Below are 18,560 nucleotides of genomic sequence, written 5' to 3' on the forward strand. Positions count from 1 at the left end.
CCATACAACTCGGCACCCATACCCACACGCTGCGCACCCTGACCCGTGAACATCACCGCCAACGAACCCGGCGACACCGACTCCACATCGAACCCGGCCAGCACCTGCTCACGCCCGACGACCACCGCACGATGCTCAAAAGCCGGTCTGCACGCCAACGAAAACCCCACATCCTCCGCCGACGCCGACACCGACAACAACCGGACAGCCTGCTCCCGAACCGCCTGCGGACTACGACCCGACACCAACCAAGGCACCGCCGGAAGCACCAGATCCGACCCCACCCCGACCGGCGCACCCTGCTCCAGAACCACGTGCGCGTTCGTGCCGCTGATACCGAACGAGGACACCGCTGCCCGGCGGGGCTCGTCGCCCTGGGGCCAGGGCTGCGCGGCGGCGAGCAGGGAGACCGAACCGGCCGACCAGTCCACCTCGGACGTCGGCACATCGACGTGCAGGGTGCGGGGCATGACACCGTGCTGCATGGCCAACACCATCTTGATCACCCCGGCGACCCCCGCCGCAGCCTGCGTATGCCCGATGTTCGACTTCAACGAACCCAGCCACAACGGACGATCACGACCCTGCCCATACGTCGCGAGTAACGCCTGCGCCTCGATCGGATCACCCAACCGCGTCCCCGTACCGTGCGCCTCCACCACGTCCACATCAGCACCCGACAACCCCGCCGACGCCAACGCCCGCCGAATCACCCGCTGCTGCGCCGGACCGTTCGGCGCCGTCAACCCATTCGACGCCCCGTCCTGATTCACCGCCGAACCCCGCACCACCGCCAACACCCGATGCCCCAGACGCTGCGCGTCGGACAACCGCTCCAGCAGCAGCCAGCCCACCCCCTCACCCCAGCCGGTGCCGTCCGCGTCGTCGGCGAACGCCCGGCACCGCCCGTCCGGGGACAACCCACGCTGCCGGCTGAACTCCACAAACAGGTTGGCGGTGGCCATCACGGTCACACCCCCGGCCAGGGCCAGCGAACACTCACCCTGCCGCAACGACTGCACAGCAAGATGCAACGCCACCAACGACGACGAACACGCGGTATCCACCGTCACGGCCGGACCCTGGAGGCCGAACGCGTACGAGACGCGACCGGAGGCAACGCTCGGGGCGCTGCCGACGGCCAGTTGTCCCTCGAGGTTCTCCGGTGCCGAGCCGGGTGCCCGTTCGTAGTCGTGCAGCATCAGCCCGGCGAAGACGCCGGTGTCGGTGCCGTGCAGCGTGGCCGGGTCGATGCCGGCCCGCTCGAACGCCTCCCACGCGGTCTCCAGCAGCAGCCGGTGCTGCGGATCGGTGGCGGTCGCCTCGTGTGGGCTCATGCCGAAGAAGCCGGGGTCGAACAGGGCCGCGTCGTGCAGGAAGCCACCCGTCCGGGTGTAGGAGGTGCCGGGGTGGTCCGGGTCGGGGTCGTACAGGCCGTCGACGTCCCACCCCCGGTCCGTCGGGAACGGGCCGATCGCGTCCACACCCTCGTCCACCAGTCGCCACAGATCCTCCGGGGAGGCCACGCCACCGGGATAACGGCAGCTCATCGCCACGATCGCGATGGGGTCACCGGCCGACACCTCCACGGCGGCCGCCCTGTCACCGGCATCCGCAGGGTCGCCGAGCACGTCGAGGAGGTGGGCGGTCAGCTCCTGCACGGTGGGATGGTCGAACACGGTGGTCGCGGGCAGGTTCAGCCCGGTGGCCGCGTTCAGACGGTTGCGTACGTCGATGGCGGCGAGGGAGTCGAAGCCGAGCTCGTGGAACGCGCGCCGGGTGTCGAGGGTGTCCGGCGTCGCGTGGCCGAGTACCGCGGCGACCGCGCGCCGGACGAGGTCGGGCACTTCCCGGCCGAGGTCCTCCGCCGCCAGCCCGGCGAACCGTCCGGGTTCCCCGGCCACCGCGGCGGCCCGCCGTACGCCCGGGACGAGCTGCTCGTAGATCGGTGGCAGGGTGCCGGCGGCGGACAGGGCCCGCAGCGAGGCCAGGTTGAGCCGGGCCGGCACGGTGACCGGCTCGCCGGCTTGCAGCGCGGCGTCGAACAGGGCCAGCCCCTGGTCGAGGTCGATTCCGGCGATGCCCGCCCCCGCCATCCGGGTCAGGGCCGTCTTGTCGAGGTGCCCGGTCATTCCGCTGCCCTGCGACCACAAACCCCAGGCGAGGGCGGTCGCGGGCAGCCCGGCGGCGCGACGGGCCTGGGCGAGGGCGTCGAGGAAGGCGTTCGCGGCGGCGTAGTTGGCCTGGCCGGGCGTCCCGACGGTGCCGGCGAGCGACGAGAACAGCACGAAGCGGCTGAGCCCGAGGTCGCGGGTCAGCTCGTGCAGGTGCCATGCGGCGTCGGCCTTGGGGCGCAGCACCGCGGTCAGGTGCGCCGGTTCGAGCCGCTCGACGGTGTGATCGTCGAGTACACCCGCCGTGTGCACGACCGCCGTCAGCGGATGCTCCGCGGGGATGTCGGCCAGCAGGGCCCGCAGGGCATCGCGGTCGCCGGCATCGCACGCCGCGAGGGTGACGTGGGCGCCGGCCGCGGTAAGTGCAGCGTGCAACTCGGCGGCACCCTGCGCTGCGGGGCCACGGCGGCCGGCGAGCACGAGACGCCGGACGCCGTACCGGGCCACCAGATGCCGGGCGATCTGCGAGCCGAGCAGACCGGTGCCGCCGGTGATCAGGACAGTCCCGGCGGGGTCCCAGGACGCGGCCGGTTCCGCGGCGCCGCCCGCGACGGCGAGCCGCGGTGCGGTCAGCGTCTCCCCGCGCAGCGCGAGCTGGGGTTCGCCGCAGGCCGTTGCCGCCGCCACCATGTCGGTGTCGAGCACGGCGTCCGGGGCGAGATCGAGCACGAGGAACCGGCCAGGATGCTCGGACTGCGCCGACCGGACGAGACCCCAGACGGCCGCAGCCGCCGGGTCCGGGACATCCCCGGGACCGGGGGCCGTCGCCGCGCGGGTCACGAGCATCAGGCGGGCGTCGGCGAACCGGGCGTCGCTGAGCCAGGCCCGCATCAGGGCGACGGTGGCCGCGGTGCGGTCGTGAACGCCGGTCAGCGGGTCGGAGGAGGCGACGACCGCCACGGCGACGACGCCGGGCACCGTCCCGCCGGGCAGCGCGGTGAGGTCGTCGACGACGACGACGTCCGGGCCGTCGTCGCGGGGGGTCACGGGTGCCCAGCCGACCTGGTAGAGCGGGAGCCGGGCCCCGGCCGGGACGAACTGGTCGAGCCGGACGCGGCGCAGCGTCAGCGCCTCGGCGTCGAGGACCGGCAGACCGGTGGCGTCGGTCATGGTCAGCGCCGTGGTGTCACCGCGTACGGCGAGCCGTACCCGCAGGGTGGTCGCCCCGGTGGCGTGCAACCGCACGCCCCGCCACGAGAACGGCAGCGAGACCGTGCCCGGTTCGGTGGCGCCGGCCAGGGCGAGCGGATGCAACGCCGCGTCCAGCAACGCCGGGACGATGCCGAACCCGCCGGGTTCGGCGTCCAGCCGCACCTCGGCGTAGGTGTCGTCGCCGTGGCGCCAGCACGCGCGCAGCCCTTGGAACAGCGGGCCGTAGCCCAGCCCGTGGGCGGCCAGCCGGTCGTATGCGCCGGTCAGGTCCATCCGCTCGCCAGGCGGCGGCCAGCGCAGGGCCGGCGCAGAAGCCCTCGGCCCGGAGCCGATCGTGCCGGAGGCGTGCCGGATCCACGGCTGCTCGTCACCCGGCTGCGAATGCACGGTGACAGACCGGCGTCCGGAGTCGTCGGCGGCGCCGGCCACCGCGAGTTGGAAGCGCACCGAGCCGGACTCCGGCACGAAGAGCGGCGCCTGCAGGGTCAGGTCCTCCAGCACGGCCGCGCCGACATGGTCGGCGGCGCGGATCGCAAGCTCGACGAAGGCCGCGCCCGGCAGCACGATCGAGTCGCCGACACGGTGGTCGGTCAGCCACGGCTGCGCCTTCACCGACAGCGAGCCGGTGAACAGCACGGTGTCCCCCTCGGCCACGGTGACCGCGCCGAGCAGCAGTGGGTGGTCCAGTCCGGTGAGCCCCGACCCCGCGAGCGAGACCGCCGCGCTCGGCTCCAGCCAGAAGCGGCTGCGCTGGAACGGGTACGTCGGCAGTTCGGCGACCGGGACTGTGGGGGCGAAGGCAGTGGACCAGTCGACGCGCAGACCGCCGGCGTACGCCTCGGCCACCGAGCCGAGCAGCCGGGTGAGGGAGCCCTGGTCACGACGCAACGTGCCGGTGACCACGGTCTCGCCGGCCAGACCCGCAGCCTCGGCGACGCTCTGCATACCCACCGTGAGCACCGGGTGGGCGCTGCTCTCGACGAAGATTCGGTGGCCGTGCTCCAGCAGGAGCCGCATGGCCGGGTCGAACTGCACGGTCTGCCGCAGGTTCCGGTGCCAGTACGCGGCGCTGAAGGCACCCGCAGCGAGGGCGTCCTCGTCCACAGCCGCGACGGTGACCGTGGAGTAGAACGGGAACTCCGGGCGCTGCGGCGTGATCGGGGCCAGATCGGTGAGCAGGTGCTCCTCGAGCTGATCCATCTGCGCCGAGTGCGACGCGTAGTCCACCGGTACGCGGCGGGCCCGCACGTCGTCGGCCGTACAGCCGGCGATCAGTTCGTCGAGGGCCGTGTTCTCGCCGGCGACGACGATCGACGCCGGCCCGTTCACCGCGGCGACGGACACGCGGCCGCCGAACCCGGCGATCCTCGCCTCGACCTGGTCCAGCGGTAGCGGCACGGACACCATGCCGCCACCGCCGGCCAGCGGCACGAGTGCCTTGCTGCGCAGGGCCACCACGCGCGCGGCGTCGTCGAGCGAGAGCGCGCCCGCCACGCAGGCCGCGGCGATCTCCCCCTGGGAGTGCCCGATCACCGCGGCCGGCTCGACGCCGTAGGAGCGCCACTGGGCGGCGAGGCTGACCATCATCGCGAACAGCACGGGCTGGACGACGTCCACGCGGCCGATGTCGGCACACCCGGGCTCGTCACGCAGCACGGCGAGCAGCGACCAGTCGACGTAGCGCTCCAGCGCCTCGGCGCACTCGGCCATCCGGGCGGCGAAGACGGGGGCGGTGGCGAGCAGGTCCACGGCCATGCCGACCCATTGCGAGCCCTGGCCGGGGAAGACGAACACCGCGCCGCCGGCGCAGGCGCCGGCCGTACCGTTGATGACGTCGTCGGCGGGCTCCCCGACGGCCAGCGCGGCCAGGCCCTCGCGGAGCCCGGCCCGGTCACCGGCGAGCACGACCGCCCGGCTGTCGAACCGCGCCCGCCCGGCGAGGGCGCGGCCGATGCCCGTGATCGGGATCCGCGGATCGCCGACGACGTCGAGGAGCTGGCGGGCCCGGTCCCGGCGGGCCGCGGCGGTGCGGCCGGAGAGCACGAACGGCAGCACACCGGCCGGCTCGTCCACCGGTTCGCCGGCCGGTGGCGCCGGGTCGGGCGCTTCCAGGATCACGTGCGCGTTGGTGCCGCTGATCCCGAACGACGACACTGCCGCCCGGCGTGCGCGGCCCGTCCCGGGCCACTCGACTGCCTCGGTGAGCAGCGCGACAGCCCCGGACTCCCAGTCGACGCGGGTCGACGGCTGCCCCGCGTGTAACGTGCGCGGCAACCGGCCGTGGCGCATGGCGAGCACCATCTTGATCACGCCGCCGACGCCGGCCGCGGCCTGTGTGTGGCCGATGTTGGACTTCAGCGAGCCGAGCCACAGCGGCTGGTCCCCGGAGCGCTCCTGTCCGTACGTGGCCAGCAGCGCACCGGCCTCGATCGGGTCGCCCAGCCGGGTGCCGGTGCCGTGTCCCTCGACCGCGTCCACGTCGGCCGGGCTGAGCCCTGCGACGGCCAGCGCCTGCCGGATGACCCGTTCCTGGGACGGACCGTTCGGGGCGGTCAGCCCGTTGGACGCGCCGTCCTGATTGACCGCGCTGCCCCGTACGACCGCGAGGATGCGACGGCCGTGGCGGCGGGCGTCGGAGAGCCGTTCCAGCACGAGCATGCCGGCGCCCTCGCCCCACCCCGTGCCGGCGGCGTCGTCGGAGTATGCCCGGCACCGCCCGTCCGGGGACAACCCACGCTGCCGGCTGAACTCCACGAACGTGTGCGGTGTGGACATGACCGTCACCCCGCCGGCTAGTGCGACGGAGCACTCCCCGGCACGCAGCGCCTGCGCGGCCAGGTGCAATGACACCAGCGACGAGGAGCACGCGGTGTCCACCGTGACGGCTGGGCCCTCAAGACCGTAGGTGTAGGACACCCGCCCGGACGCGACACTGCCCGTGTTCCCGGTGAGCAGATAGCCCTCGAACCCGTCCGGCGCGACCGGCATCCGGGAGGCGTAGTCGTGGTACATCAGGCCGGTGAACACCCCGGTCCGGCTGCCACGCAGGTCCTGGGGGTCGATCCCGGCGTGTTCCATCGCCTCCCACGCGGTCTCCAGCAGCAGCCGCTGCTGCGGGTCGATCGCCAGCGCCTCCCGCGGTGAGATGCCGAAGAACTCCGGGTCGAAGTCGGCGGCGTCGTAGAGGAAGCCGCCGTCGCGGGTCAAAGACTTGCCGGTCCGCTCGGGGTCGGGGTCGTACAGGTCGTCGACGTCCCAGCCGCGGTCGCCGGGGAACTCGCCGATCGCGTCCACGCCCTCGTCGACCAGCCGCCAGAGGTCGTCGGGGCTGCGTACGCCGCCGGGATAGACACAGGCCATGCCGACGATCACGATGGGGTCGTCGGCCGGGGCCGGCAGTTCCGCGACGACCTGCGGTTGCGCGACGGACATCCGGCCGAGCAGATACCCGGCCACGCCGGCCGGCGTCGGGTAGTCGAAGACGAGCGTGGTGGGCAGCCGTTCGCCGGTGGCCGCGTACAGGCGGTTGCGCAGCTCCACGCCGGTCATCGAGTCGAAGCCGAGCTCGCGGAAGGTGTGCTCGGGGTCGGCGGCGCCGGGGCCGTCGAGGCCCAGGACGAGCGCGACCGCGCCGCGGACCAGCGCAAGCACCTCGCGTTCGCGCTCGGGGACCGGCAGAGCGGCCGTCCGCTGGATCCAGGAGGAGCCCTCGGAGGTGGCGGCGGCCGCACGCCGGCGCGGGGCGCGGACGAGATCGCGCAGCTCGCCGGGGAGCGCCTGGGCGGCGGCCGGTTCGACAGTGGCGGGCACCAGCACCGGCTCGGGCGAGCGCAGGGCGGCGTCGAACAGCTCCAGCCCGGTGGCGGCGGGCATCGCCGTGATTCCCAGCCGGGTCCAGCGGGCCAGCTCGGCGGGGGCGAGCGACCCGGCCATGCCGGTACCGAGCGACCACAGGCCCCACGCGAGCGAGGTGGCGGGGAGTCCCCTCGAGTGCCGGTGCTGGGCGAGCGCGTCGAGGTAGCGGTTCGCTGCCGCATAGTTGCCCTGGCCCGCGTTGCCGATGATGCCGGCGATCGAGGAGAACAGCACGAACACCGCAAGGCCGGTGCCGGCGGTGGCCTCGTGCAGGTTCCACGCCGACGTCGCCTTGGCCCGCAGCACGGCGTCGAGCCCGGCGGGGGTGAGGTTCTCCACGGTGGCGTCGGCCAGCACGCCCGCCGCGTGGACGACCCCGTTCAGCGGGTGGTCCGCTGGGATCGCGGCCACGAGGGCCGCGACCTGGGCCCCGTCCGCCACGTCACAGGCGGCGATGCGGACGTCGGCGCCGAGTTCCCGCAGTTCGGCGGCGAGCGCGTCGGCACCCGGGGCCGCAGACCCGCTACGGCTGGTCAGCAGCAGGTGCCGTACGCCGTGGGCGGTCACGAGGTGCCGGGCGAACAACGCGCCCAGCGCGCCCGTGCCGCCGGTGATCAGCACCGTCCCGCCGGGCGTGAAGCCGGTGGCCTCGCTCGTGACGGCGGGGGCGGCGACCAGGCGCGGCGCGGTGGCCAGCCCGTCGCGCAGCACGAGTTGCGGTTCCCCTGTGGCCAGTGCCGCGTCCAGTACGGGCAGTGAGGCGTCGTCGGCGTCCACGAGCACGAACCGGTCCGGGTGCTCGGTCTGCGCGCTGCGGACGAGACCCCACAGCGCGGCGGCGGCGAGGTCCGGTCCCTGGCCCCCCTCGGCGGCCACGGCCCCCGAGGTCCGGAACACGAGTCGGGTGTCCGCCGCGTCCCCGGCCAGCCACTGCTGGATCCGGTGCAGGGCCGCGACGGTGGTCTGCTGCACGGTGCCCGGCTCGGCGGTGACGACCTCGTCGCGCCGCTCGTGCGGGCCGGCCGGCAACGGCACGGGTACGAACGCCATCTGCCGCAACGAGGGATGCCGGCCCGCTCCGGAGGTGACCGACACACCGGCCGGGGCGGGCCGCAGCAGCAGCGACTCCACCGTCACCACCGGGTTGCCGGCTCCGTCCACCGCGAGCAGGGCGTACGTGTCCGGTCCGGTCGGGGTCCAACGGGCCCGCAGAGCGGTGGCCCCGGCGGCGTGCAGCGTCATCCCGCTCCACGCGAACGGCAGCCAGAGCTGACCGTCGGCACCGGCCCGGCGCAGGACGAGGGGGTGCAGGACGGCGTCGAGCAACGCGGGGTGCAGGCCGAACCGGGCAGCGTCGTCGTGCGCGTCCGGGGGCAGTTGCACGTCGGCGAACAGGTCGTCACCGGCCTCCCGGAGCCCGGCCAGGGCCCGGAACGACCCGTCGTAGCCATACCCGAGGGTGGCGAGCCGGTCGTACAGATCCTCGGGCACGGCGCCGGTGCCGGGCCATCCGCTTACCGGATCGGGCGTCGGCGTGGCAGCCGGCGCCAGTGCGCCGATGGCGTGGCAGGTCCAGTCGTCGCCCCCGTCGGCGGCCGACCAGATTTCCACGGAGCGGCTGCCGTCGCGCTGGTCCGGCACCCCCGTGACGATCTGCAACCGGACGCTGCCCTCGGCCGGGATCGTCAGCGGCGTCTGCACAGTCAGCTCGGTGACCTCGGGACAGCCGGTCTCGTCACCGGCGCGGACGGCCAGTTCGGCGAACGCGGTGCCGGGCAGGACGGGCGTACCGGCGATCACGTGCCCCGCCAGCCACGGGTGGGTGCGCAGCCCGAGCCGGCCGGTGAAGACGGTCGTGCCGGTGCCGGCCAGCCCCAGGATGGCGCCGAGCAGTGGGTGCTCGGAGGCGCCCTGCCCGAACCCGGTGGGGTCGCCGGTGCCGGACGGCGTGTCGAGCCAGTAGCGGCCATGCTGGAAGGCGTAGGTGGGCACCTCGGTGTGGCGGGCACCGGCGAACACGGTGGCCCAGTCGACCGGGACGCCGGCGATGTGGGCGGTCGCCAGGGCGGTGGTGACGGTGACGGCCTCGCCGCGGTCGGCGCGGTTCAGCGCGATCAGGGTTGCGTCGCCGTCGCTGCCGGTCAGGCACGCCTGGGCCAGGCCGGTGAGCGTGGCGTCGGGTCCGAGCTCGAGGTAGACGCCGACCCCTGCCGCTTCGAGCCGGCGGACGCCGTCGAGGAACCGCACGGGTTCCCGCACGTGCCGCGTCCAGTAGTCCGCTGCCGCCAGTTCCTCGGCGCCGGCGACGGTTCCCGTCAGGTTGGACACGATCGGGATGGCCGGCGGGTGGAAGGTCACGGTGCGCAGGACCGCGTCGAACTCGGCCAGGACGGAGTCCATGTGCGGCGAGTGGAACGCGTGGCTGACCTTCAGCCGGGAGACCTTGCGGCCCCGTTCCCGCCAGCGGGCGGCGATCCGGTCAGCGGCGTCCGCGTCACCGGAGACGACGACCGCCTCGGGACCGTTGATCGCGGCCAGCGACACCAGCCCTTCGTGCCCGGCGAGGTCGCCGGCGATCTCCTCGGCGGAGGCCTGGACGGCGACCATCGCACCACCGGCGGTGGCCGACTGCATCAACCGGCCGCGGGCACCGACCAGGGCGGCCGCGTCGGGGAGGGAGAGGACTCCGGCGACGTGGGCCGCAGCGACCTCCCCGATGGAGTGGCCGAGCAGGTGGCCGGGGCGCACACCCCAGTGGTCCAGAAGCCGGAACAGGGCCACCTCGTGGGCGAAGAGGGCTGCCTGGGCGTACCGGGTCCGGCCGAGCAGGTCGGCGCCGACGTCGCGCAGCGCCACGTCGAGGTGGGGGTCGAGGGCCGCTCGGACCTCGTCGTGGGCGGCGGCGAACACCGGGTAGGTGGCGCGCAACTCGTCGCCCATCCCGGCCCGCTGGCTGCCCTGGCCGGTGAAGAGATAGGCCAGGCCGCCCGGCGTCGCCCGCCCGGTCACCACATTCGGGGCAGAGCGGCCGGCGGCCAGAGCGTGCAGACCGGTGCGGAAACCACCGGGGTCGCTGGCGATCACGGCGGCGCGGTGCTCGAAGGTGACCCGGCCGGCGAGGGTCCGTCCGATGTCGGCGAGGCTCGTCGCGGGATGCCGCTCCACGTGCGCGGCCAGCCGGGCGGACTGGTCGGCCACCGCCTGTCCGGATCGTCCGGACAGCACCCACGCCTGCGGACCGGCCGGGGCCGCCGGGGCGACCGGCTCGGCCGGGCCGGCCTCCAGGATCGCGTGGGCATTGGTGCCGCTGATCCCGAACGACGACACCGCCGCGCGGGCCGGGCGGCCGGCCGCGGGCCACGGGGCCTCCCGGGTCAGCAGGCGCAGGGTGCCGGAGCTCCAGTCGACCTCGGGGCTTGGCTCCTCGGCGTGCAGCGTCGGCGGGAGCACGCCGTGGTTCATGGCGAGCACCATCTTGATGACGCCGACCACGCCGGCAGCTGCCTGGGTGTGGCCGATGTTCGACTTGACCGAGCCGAGCAGCAGGGGCCGCTCGGCGGTGCGGGCGACGCCGTAGGCGGCCTGCAGGGCGGTGGCCTCGATCGGGTCGCCGAGCCGGGTCCCGGTGCCGTGGGCCTCGACCGCGTCCACGTCGGCCGCGCCCAGCCCCGCCGCCGCGAGGGCCTGCCGGATCACCTGCTGCTGGGCCACGCCGTTCGGGGCGGTCAGGCCGTTGCTGGCGCCGTCGGAGTTGACCGCGGTGCCGCGTACCACCGCAAGGACCCGGTGGCCCTGCGCCCGCGCGTCGCTGAGCCGTTCCAGCACGAGCATGCCGACACCCTCGGACCAGCCGGTGCCGTCGGCCGCGGCGCCGAAGGACTTGCACCGGCCGTCCGGCGCCAGCCCGCGCTGCTGCGCGAACTCGACGAACATGCCAGGACTCGACATGACGGCGGCGCCGCCCGCGAAGGCAAGCGAGCACTCGCCCTGGCGCAGCGACTGCACGGCGAGGTGCAGCGCCACGAGCGACGAGGAGCAGGCCGTGTCGACGGTGACCGCCGGGCCCTGCAGCCCGAACAGGTAGGCGATGCGACCGGAGGCGACGCTGACGCCCGTCCCGGTCAGAGTGTGCCCCTCCACACCCTCGGGCGCCTCGGCCAGGCGGGGGCCGTACTCCTGCGCGGTCACGCCGACGAACACCCCGGTGCGGCTGCCACGCAACCCGTCGGGGTGGATGCCGCCGCTTTCCAGCGCCTCCCAGGCGGTCTCCGCGAGCAGCCGCTGCTGCGGGTCCATGGCGGTCGCCTCGCGGGGCGAGATGCCGAAGAAGGCCGCGTCGAAGCCGGCGGCGTCGAGGAACCCGCCGGCCCGGGTGTACGTGCGCCCGGCCGTGCCCGGCTCCGGGTGGTAGAGCGCGTCGAGGTCCCAGCCCCGGTCGGTGGGGAAGCCGGTGATCGCGTCACGACCGTCCTGCAGCAGCTCCCAGAACTGCTCGGGCGATGTGACGCCACCGGGTAGCCGGCAGCTCATGGCGACCACGGCGATCGGCTCGCCCGGCGCCGCCTCGGACGAGACCTCGGTGGACGCCTGGGCTCCGGCGAGATGGGTCGCGACGGCGCGCGGGGTCGGGTGGTCGAACAGGGCGGTCCGGTTCAGGGGTCGGCCCGTGGTGGCGGCGAGCGCGTCGCGCAGCTCGACCGCCATCAGCGAGTCGAGTCCGAGGTCGTGGAACGTCGCGTCGGGCCCGACGTCGCCGGGGCTGTCGGCGCCCAGCACGGCAGCGGCGTGCTCGCACACCAGCTGCAGCAGGTCCTCTGGAGCGGCTTGCACAACCGGCTGCGCCACGGGCTGCGGACGCGGCGCGGCGCTCGGTTCCACCCGGCGGGGGGTGTCCCGGGCGGTGAGCCAGTACCGCTTGCGCTGGAAGGCGTACGTGGGCAGGGGCACCCGCCGCACGCCGGTCACCGGCCGCCAGTCCACGTCCCGGCCGCGGACGTGCAGTTCGGCCAGCGCGGCCAGGAAGGTCCGCAGCTCCGGGCGCCCCGATCGCAGCGCCGGCGCGACGACGGCGCCGGGCACGCTGTCGCGGACGAGCTGACTGAGCACCGCGTCGGGTCCCAGCTCCAGGAACATGGTGCAGCCGGCCTCGGCGAGGGTCCGTACGACGTCGTGGAAACGGACGGCGTGCCGGACCTGGCGCACCCAGTATTCGGGGTCCGCCAGTTCGGCGGCGGTGGCCACCGCGCCGGTGAGATCGCTGATCACCGGGATGCGCGGCTCGTGGAAGGTGAGGCCCGCCACGACGTCACGGAACGCGGCCAGCATCGGTTCCATGCGCGGGGAGTGGAAGGCGTGGCTGACCCGCAGCCGCTTGGTCTTGTGCCCGCGTGCGGCGAGGTCACCGGCCACGGCCCGCACGACGTCCTCGTCACCGGAGAGCACGACGGAGTCCGGCCCGTTGACGGCGGCCACAGCGATCTTGTCCTCGTGCCTCTCGACGATCGGCAGCACGTCGGCCTCGGCGGCCCGGACAGCGATCATCGCGCCGCCCTCGGGCAGCTCCTGCATGAGCCGCCCGCGCGCGGCGACCAGGCGGCAGGCGTCGGCGAGGGACAGGACCCCGGCGGCGTACGCGGCGGACAGCTCGCCGATCGAGTGCCCGGCCAGGAAGCCGGGCTCGGCGCCGAAGCTCTCGAGCAGCCGGAACAGCGCGACCTCGACGGCGAACAGCGCGGGCTGGGTGTACCGGGTGCGGTCGAGCTCTGCGGCGAGCGGGGTGCCGGGGTCGGCGTCGAGCACGTCCCGCAACGGCTGGGGCAGCAGTGGGTCGAAGCCGGCGCAGACCTCGGCCAGGGCGTCGGCGAAGACCGGGAACCGCGCCGCCAAGTCCCGCCCGGCGGCAGCGCGCTGGCTGCCCTGCCCGGAGAAGAGCACGGCCAGGGGACCGGCCGCACCGGTGGTTCCCCGGACGACGGAGCCGGACCGCCGACCGGCGGCGAGGGCGTCCAGCCCGCGCAGCAGTGAGTCGTGGTCGTCGGCGAGCACCATCGCGCGCTGCTCGAAGCCCGCCCGGGTGGCGGCCAGCGAGTGGCTCACGCCGGCGAGGTCGCTGTCCGGGGTGAGGTACTCGCGCAGCCTGGCTGCCTGGGCCCGCAGGGCGGCCGGCGTACGTCCGGAGATCGCGAACGGCAGCGTCCCGGGCTGTGCCTCCTGGGGGGTGGCTGGTTCGGTGCCGGGCTCGGACAGCACGACGTGGCAGTTGGTGCCGCCCATGCCGAACGCGCTGACGCCCGCCGTGCGGGGGGAACCGGTGTGCGGCCACGGTTCCGTCTCGGTGACGACCCGCAGGTTCAGGTCGCCGAGCGGGATGTCCGGGTGCGGCGTCTCGAATCCCAGGCTCGGGGGCAGTTCCCGGTGCCGCAGCGCCAGGACGACCTTGACGAGTCCGATGACGCCGGCCGCCGCCTCCAGGTGCCCGACCACGGTCTTGGCCGAGCCGACCGGCAGCGGCGAGCCGGGACGTGCGGCGCCGAGGACGGCGCCCAGCGCGGCGGCCTCGACAGGGTCGCCGACCGGGGTGCCGGTGCCGTGCAGCTCGATGTAGCCGATGCCGGTCGCGGGCATGGCGGAGCGCTCGTGCGCCAGCCTCAGGACCTCGCGCTGGGCCGCCTGCGACGGTGCGGTGAGCCCGTCGCCGCCCCCGTCGTTGTTGACCGCGGTGCCACGGATCAGAGCGAGGACGGTGTCCCCGGCGGCCTGAGCGTCCTGGTGGCGCTTCAGGACGACCACGCCACCGCCCTCACCGCGGACGAAACCGTTGGCAGCGGCGTCGAAGGTCCGGCAGCGGCCGTCGGGCGACAGCGCGCCGAAGCGTTCCGCCGCCCGGGAGCTCTCCGGGGCGAGGATCAGGTTGACACCTCCGGCGATCGCGAGGTCGGTCTCGCCCGAGCGCAGGCTCTCCACCGCCAGGTGGACAGCGACCAACGACGATGACTGTCCGGTATCGACGGTCAGACTCGGGCCGTGCGCGCGCAGGAGATAGGAGATGCGGTTGGCGAGCAGGCTGCGCTGCACCCCGGTGAACGTGTGCCGACTGGGCTCGTCACCGTGGTTCAGATGGGTCAGGAGCGCGTAGTCGTCGTGCATGGCGGCCAGGTACACCCCGGCCCGGCTCCCGGCGACGGCGGCGGGCACAACGCCCGCGTGCTCGAGCGCCTCCCAGCTGAGCTCGAGCGCCAGCCGCTGCTGCGGGTCGATCGCGGCCGCCTCGCGGGGAGAGACGCCGAAGAAGCCCGGATCGAACTTGTCGACCCGGTCGAGGAAGGACCCCCAGCGTGCACCGGTCGGGTCGGCGGAGGCGTCCCAGCGGTCGACGGGAACCTCGGTGATGGTCGTCCGGCCACCGGTGAGCCGGCGCCAGAAGGCGTCGGGGCTGTCGGCGCCGGGCAGCCGGCAGGACAGGCCGACGACGGCGATCGGGCCGTGGCCCGCCGAGGTGATGTTCGGGGTGTGCGTCACTGGGCCGCTCCGTCCGAGTTGACCGCCGTAAGGAAGTCTTCGATCAGTCGCTGCCACTCCTGCGGGCACTCCAGGGCGGGCAGGTGCCCGCATGGCAGGGTCGCGGAGACGGCGGCGCTCAGGTGGTCGATCAGTTCGCCGGAGACCGCGGCCGGCACCAGGTGGTCGTCGCTGGTGGCGATCACCAGTGTCGGCACGCTGATCCTGGCCAGGTCGGCGCGCACATCGAGGCGGAGCGCCAGCTCGATCTGCTCGGCGCTGCCGGCACCGGTGGTGAGGGCAACGAGCTCGGCGAAGCCGTCGATCTGGTCCTCGGACATGGCGTCGAGGTAGCGGTCGCTGAGCATCAACGACATCAGGTAGCGCGCCAGCAACCCTCGGCCACCGTCGAGCAGGCTACGCCAGACCCGCAGTTTGAGCCGGGTGGACGCGGGGGCCCGGGCGAAGGCGGAGGTGAGCACGAGCGCGGTCACCCGGTCCGGGTGGCGCACGGCGGCCCGCGTGGCGATCATGCTGCCCAGCGAGTGCCCGGCCATGGCGAACCGCTCGTGCCCGGCACGCAGTGCCGCTTCGACGTGCCAGTCGGCAAGGGCGTCGATGTCGATCGTGGCGCCTGTGGTGACCTTGGAGTAGTCCGGCGCCACGACCCCGTGGCCGGCGGCCAGGCCACTGATCAGCCGCCCGTACGTGCTGTCCCCGGTTGCCCCGGCGCCGTGCACGAGCACCAGCCCTGGGCCCGTGCCGCGGACCACGCTGGGCAGGACGACGTTGTGGACAGCGTGCATGTGGACTCGCCCCTCTCCGGCGGGGTCCCGGGACTCCCGCTGCGGCGACGCTAGGACCGTGCTCCCCAGCCCTCCTATGGGTCGCAGACCACCGCCGGCCCACTGCCCGGTAACCCTTCCGCGCCGCCGTGGTGCCCGGGCTCGCGCGGTTACCAGGCGATGGGCGCAGCCCGGAATGCCACCACTGCGTCGGTGCGCAGGCGCTCCTACCTTGGCGTCGACCTGTCGTGGACGCCGGGTCCGACAGCGTCGTCAGCCATCTCAGGAGGTCAGAACATGGGTAGAGAAGTCGGCTCCGAGTACGACGTCGTGATCATGGGTGGTGGTCCGGCCGGCTCGACGCTCGGAGCGCTGCTGGCCCGGCGGACGACGCTGCGCGTGGCGATCTTCGAGAAGGAGGAGATGCCCCGCGAGCACATCGGTGAGTCGTTCGCCCACCAGATGATTCCGGCGATCGAGCAGAGCGGCGCGCTGGAGAAGGTCCTGGCCAGCAAGTGCTGGGTGAAGAAGTACGGCGGCGTGTTCAACTGGGGCGAGGTCCCGATGGTCGCCTTCTTCGACCACCGCAACTACCTGGGCGACGGTGTGCCGCGCTTCGCCATGCACGTCAACCGGGCCGAGTTCGACGAGATCCTGCTCGATCACGCGGCAGACAGCGGCGTCGACGTGTTCGAGCAGACGTCGGTCGGGCAGTTCGAGTCGGACGCCGACGGATGCACGGTCACCCTCAAGGACGGCACGGTGGTGCGATCGAAGTACTTCGTCGACGCCTCGGGCCGGCGCAACAGCATTGCCGCCAAACAGAAGCGCGAGTGGCTGTCGAGCTACCGCAACATCGCCATCTGGCAGCATTTCCTCGGCGGTGAGCCGGTGCAGGACCTGCCCGGCGACTGGAACATCTTCCGGGAGAAGAACCAGTCGCCGATTGGCTGCTTCGCCTTCCAGAACGGCTGGTGCTGGTACATCCCGGTGCCGAAGGTCATCGACGGTGAACGCAAGCTCACCCACTCGATCGGCATCGTGACCATCCCGGAAATCCTCAAGCAGAAGGGCTCCGACTTCACTGACCAGCAGACGTTCATCGAGACGGTGCGCCAGGTGCCGTACCTCAAGGACTTGATCGGCAACGCCGAGCCGATCGACGACAAGATGCTCACGGCGACGAACTACTCGATGATCAACGGCCATTTCTCCGACTACGACGACCGCTGGCTGCTCGTCGGTGACTCGGCCTACTTCGTCGACCCGCTGTTCTCCTCCGGCGTCGCGTTCGCTACGAATCAGGCGGTGAACGCCGCGATGCTGCTGGAGCACACCCTCTCCGGCGAGCTCGACGAGCAGAGCCGCCGCGACCTGTGGCGCGACTACGACGAGGGCTGGCACGGAATGGCCGAGACCTTCGCGCTCTCGATCGACCAGTGGTACCACGCGCTGGGCAAGCAGGACCCGGAGAGCGTCTACTGGCGGCACCGTGGCAGCGGCCCGGACCTGGACATCCAGGAGCGGACGTTCGATGTGCTGCTCAACACCTCGGTCACGCCCAACCTCATGCAGTTGATCACGGGCGCGCCGATGCGCGGCGAGGGGCCGTTCACCCGGGCGAACGATCGCGCCGAGCCCGCCCCGATCGATCCCGACGCCACGCTGTCGCTGGCGCCGGGCGTGGCCGTGCGGGAGACGGTCGGGCTCGACGTGCCGGGCTTCAAGGGCCACCTCCCCCCGCCGCCCTTCGACGACGAGCTGGACGAGTCGACCAAGGCCGGGATTGCCACCTACTGGGCCGACCCGGTCGCCAACCGTGACGCCATCGACTCGCCGGTCGCCCGGCCGGTCCCGGCGCACCGCATCGGCTTCGCCGACGGCGCCGGCGACGTCGAGATCCGCGGCCTGGCCCGGGAGGGCACGGCCGAGCTGCTCGGTTACCTCGAGGCGGGCGTGACCATACGCAAGCTCGAGGGTCAGCTCACCGCGGCCCAGCAGCAGCTGCTCAAGCGCCTGGTCCGCGCCGAGCTGGTCGTCGCCGCCGCTTAGAGCGACCGGCAATAGGGTCCAAGATCAGGGCTGTTGCGTAGTCGGTTGAGGGGCTCTTGAGCTGGGGTTTTCGATGGGATTCGGCGAGTTCCGGGGTCCGTGTAGGACGGGTGCGGCCCGCTGGTGATCATGAGTTTGCGAAGACCATGACCCAGAAGAGGACCGCACCCGCTGATGTCATCATCACTGACCGAGATCGTGTTGCCACATCGACCCCCCAACCTGCCGTCACCAGTCGTGGTGACCGATCGTGACCGCCGTAGCTTGTTCGTGGCCCTGGAGGCCATCAACGACCCGCGGGATCCGCGAGGCCGGAGGTACCCGCTGGTCAGCGTGCTTGCGGCGGCGGTGTGCGCGGTACTGGCCGGGGTGTGCACGTTCGCCGCCGTCCACGACTGGGTGTGTTTCCAGGACCGTCCCGTGTGGGCCCGGCTCGGGTTCACCGGACGGGTACCCGCCGCCACGACGGTGTGGCGGCTGTTGATCCGGCTCGACGCCGAGGTGTTGTCACAGGTTCTGGCCCGCTGGCTGCGGGACCGGGCGGGGCCGGTCGTGATCGGCGGGCGCCGGTGGCGTCTGGTGATCGCCGTGGACGGCAAGGTCGCCCGGGGCGCCCGACTGCCCGACGGGCGGCAGGTCCATCTGCTCTCGGCGTACGACACCGGCACCGGGATCGTGCTCGCCCAGGTCCAGATCGCGGCGAAGTCGAACGAGTCACCCTGTGCCGAGCACGCCGCTATGGCGTGAAAAACTGCGGTACGGTCGCCCGCCGACGCCGATGGGATCTTGGCACTTGAAGCCGTTAACGAGTCTGGCGCGGGGCCCGACCTCGATGGGTCGCACACTGTTGCTTCGAGCACGCCGGTCAGATTTCTTGGTTCCCGACCGTGGCCCACGGGCGACCTCCCACCCCCTTCTGCCCGTATGGAGCCCGGTGGCATGTCACGAGAACCTGAAGAGATCCACGACCCCGACCATGAGATCCGGTTGAGCCGGGTCGCGGCCATCGACGTCGCGAAGGCATCCGGCAAGGTCTGTACCCGGC

Annotated in this window: 4 protein-coding genes; 2 read left to right on the plus strand and 2 right to left on the minus strand. The window is 73.2% G+C overall.

The window, feature by feature from the left end:
- Both ACFHWU_RS26825 and ACFHWU_RS26830 read right to left on the minus strand, forming a co-directional pair.
- A partial coding sequence (locus tag ACFHWU_RS26825) for an SDR family NAD(P)-dependent oxidoreductase (protein WP_416591984.1) occupies positions 1-14,699 on the minus strand: 14,699 nt, incomplete at its 3' end.
- The gene (locus ACFHWU_RS26830) at positions 14,696-15,484 is read right to left on the minus strand and encodes an alpha/beta fold hydrolase (RefSeq protein WP_416591985.1); all 789 of its coding nucleotides are present in this window, start codon (positions 15,482-15,484) and stop codon (positions 14,696-14,698) included. The genes ACFHWU_RS26825 and ACFHWU_RS26830, both read right to left, overlap by 4 nt.
- 276 nt (positions 15,485-15,760) lie before the next feature.
- Between ACFHWU_RS26830 and ACFHWU_RS26835 the strand changes: the two genes are divergently transcribed.
- Positions 15,761-17,515: an NAD(P)/FAD-dependent oxidoreductase gene (locus ACFHWU_RS26835; RefSeq protein WP_416591986.1), complete on the plus strand. Its 1,755-nt coding sequence runs from the start codon at positions 15,761-15,763 to the stop codon at positions 17,513-17,515.
- 237 nt (positions 17,516-17,752) lie between these two features.
- Complete coding sequence (locus ACFHWU_RS26840; RefSeq protein WP_416591987.1) at positions 17,753-18,262, plus strand: transposase family protein; 510 nt, start codon at positions 17,753-17,755, stop codon at positions 18,260-18,262.
- Positions 18,263-18,560: the final 298 nt, after the last annotated feature.

This window comes from Micromonospora sp. LOL_015, assembly GCF_048060275.1.
Lineage (GTDB): Bacteria > Actinomycetota > Actinomycetes > Mycobacteriales > Micromonosporaceae > Micromonospora_E.

What these genes read in the sequence shown, in the direction of transcription:
- ACFHWU_RS26830 (WP_416591985.1), bottom strand. Translation starts at nt 15,484, where the DNA reads ATGCACGCTGTCCACAACGTCGTCCTGCCCAGCGTGGTCCGCGGCACG.
- ACFHWU_RS26835 (WP_416591986.1), top strand. Translation starts at nt 15,761, where the DNA reads ATGGGTAGAGAAGTCGGCTCCGAGTACGACGTCGTGATCATGGGTGGT.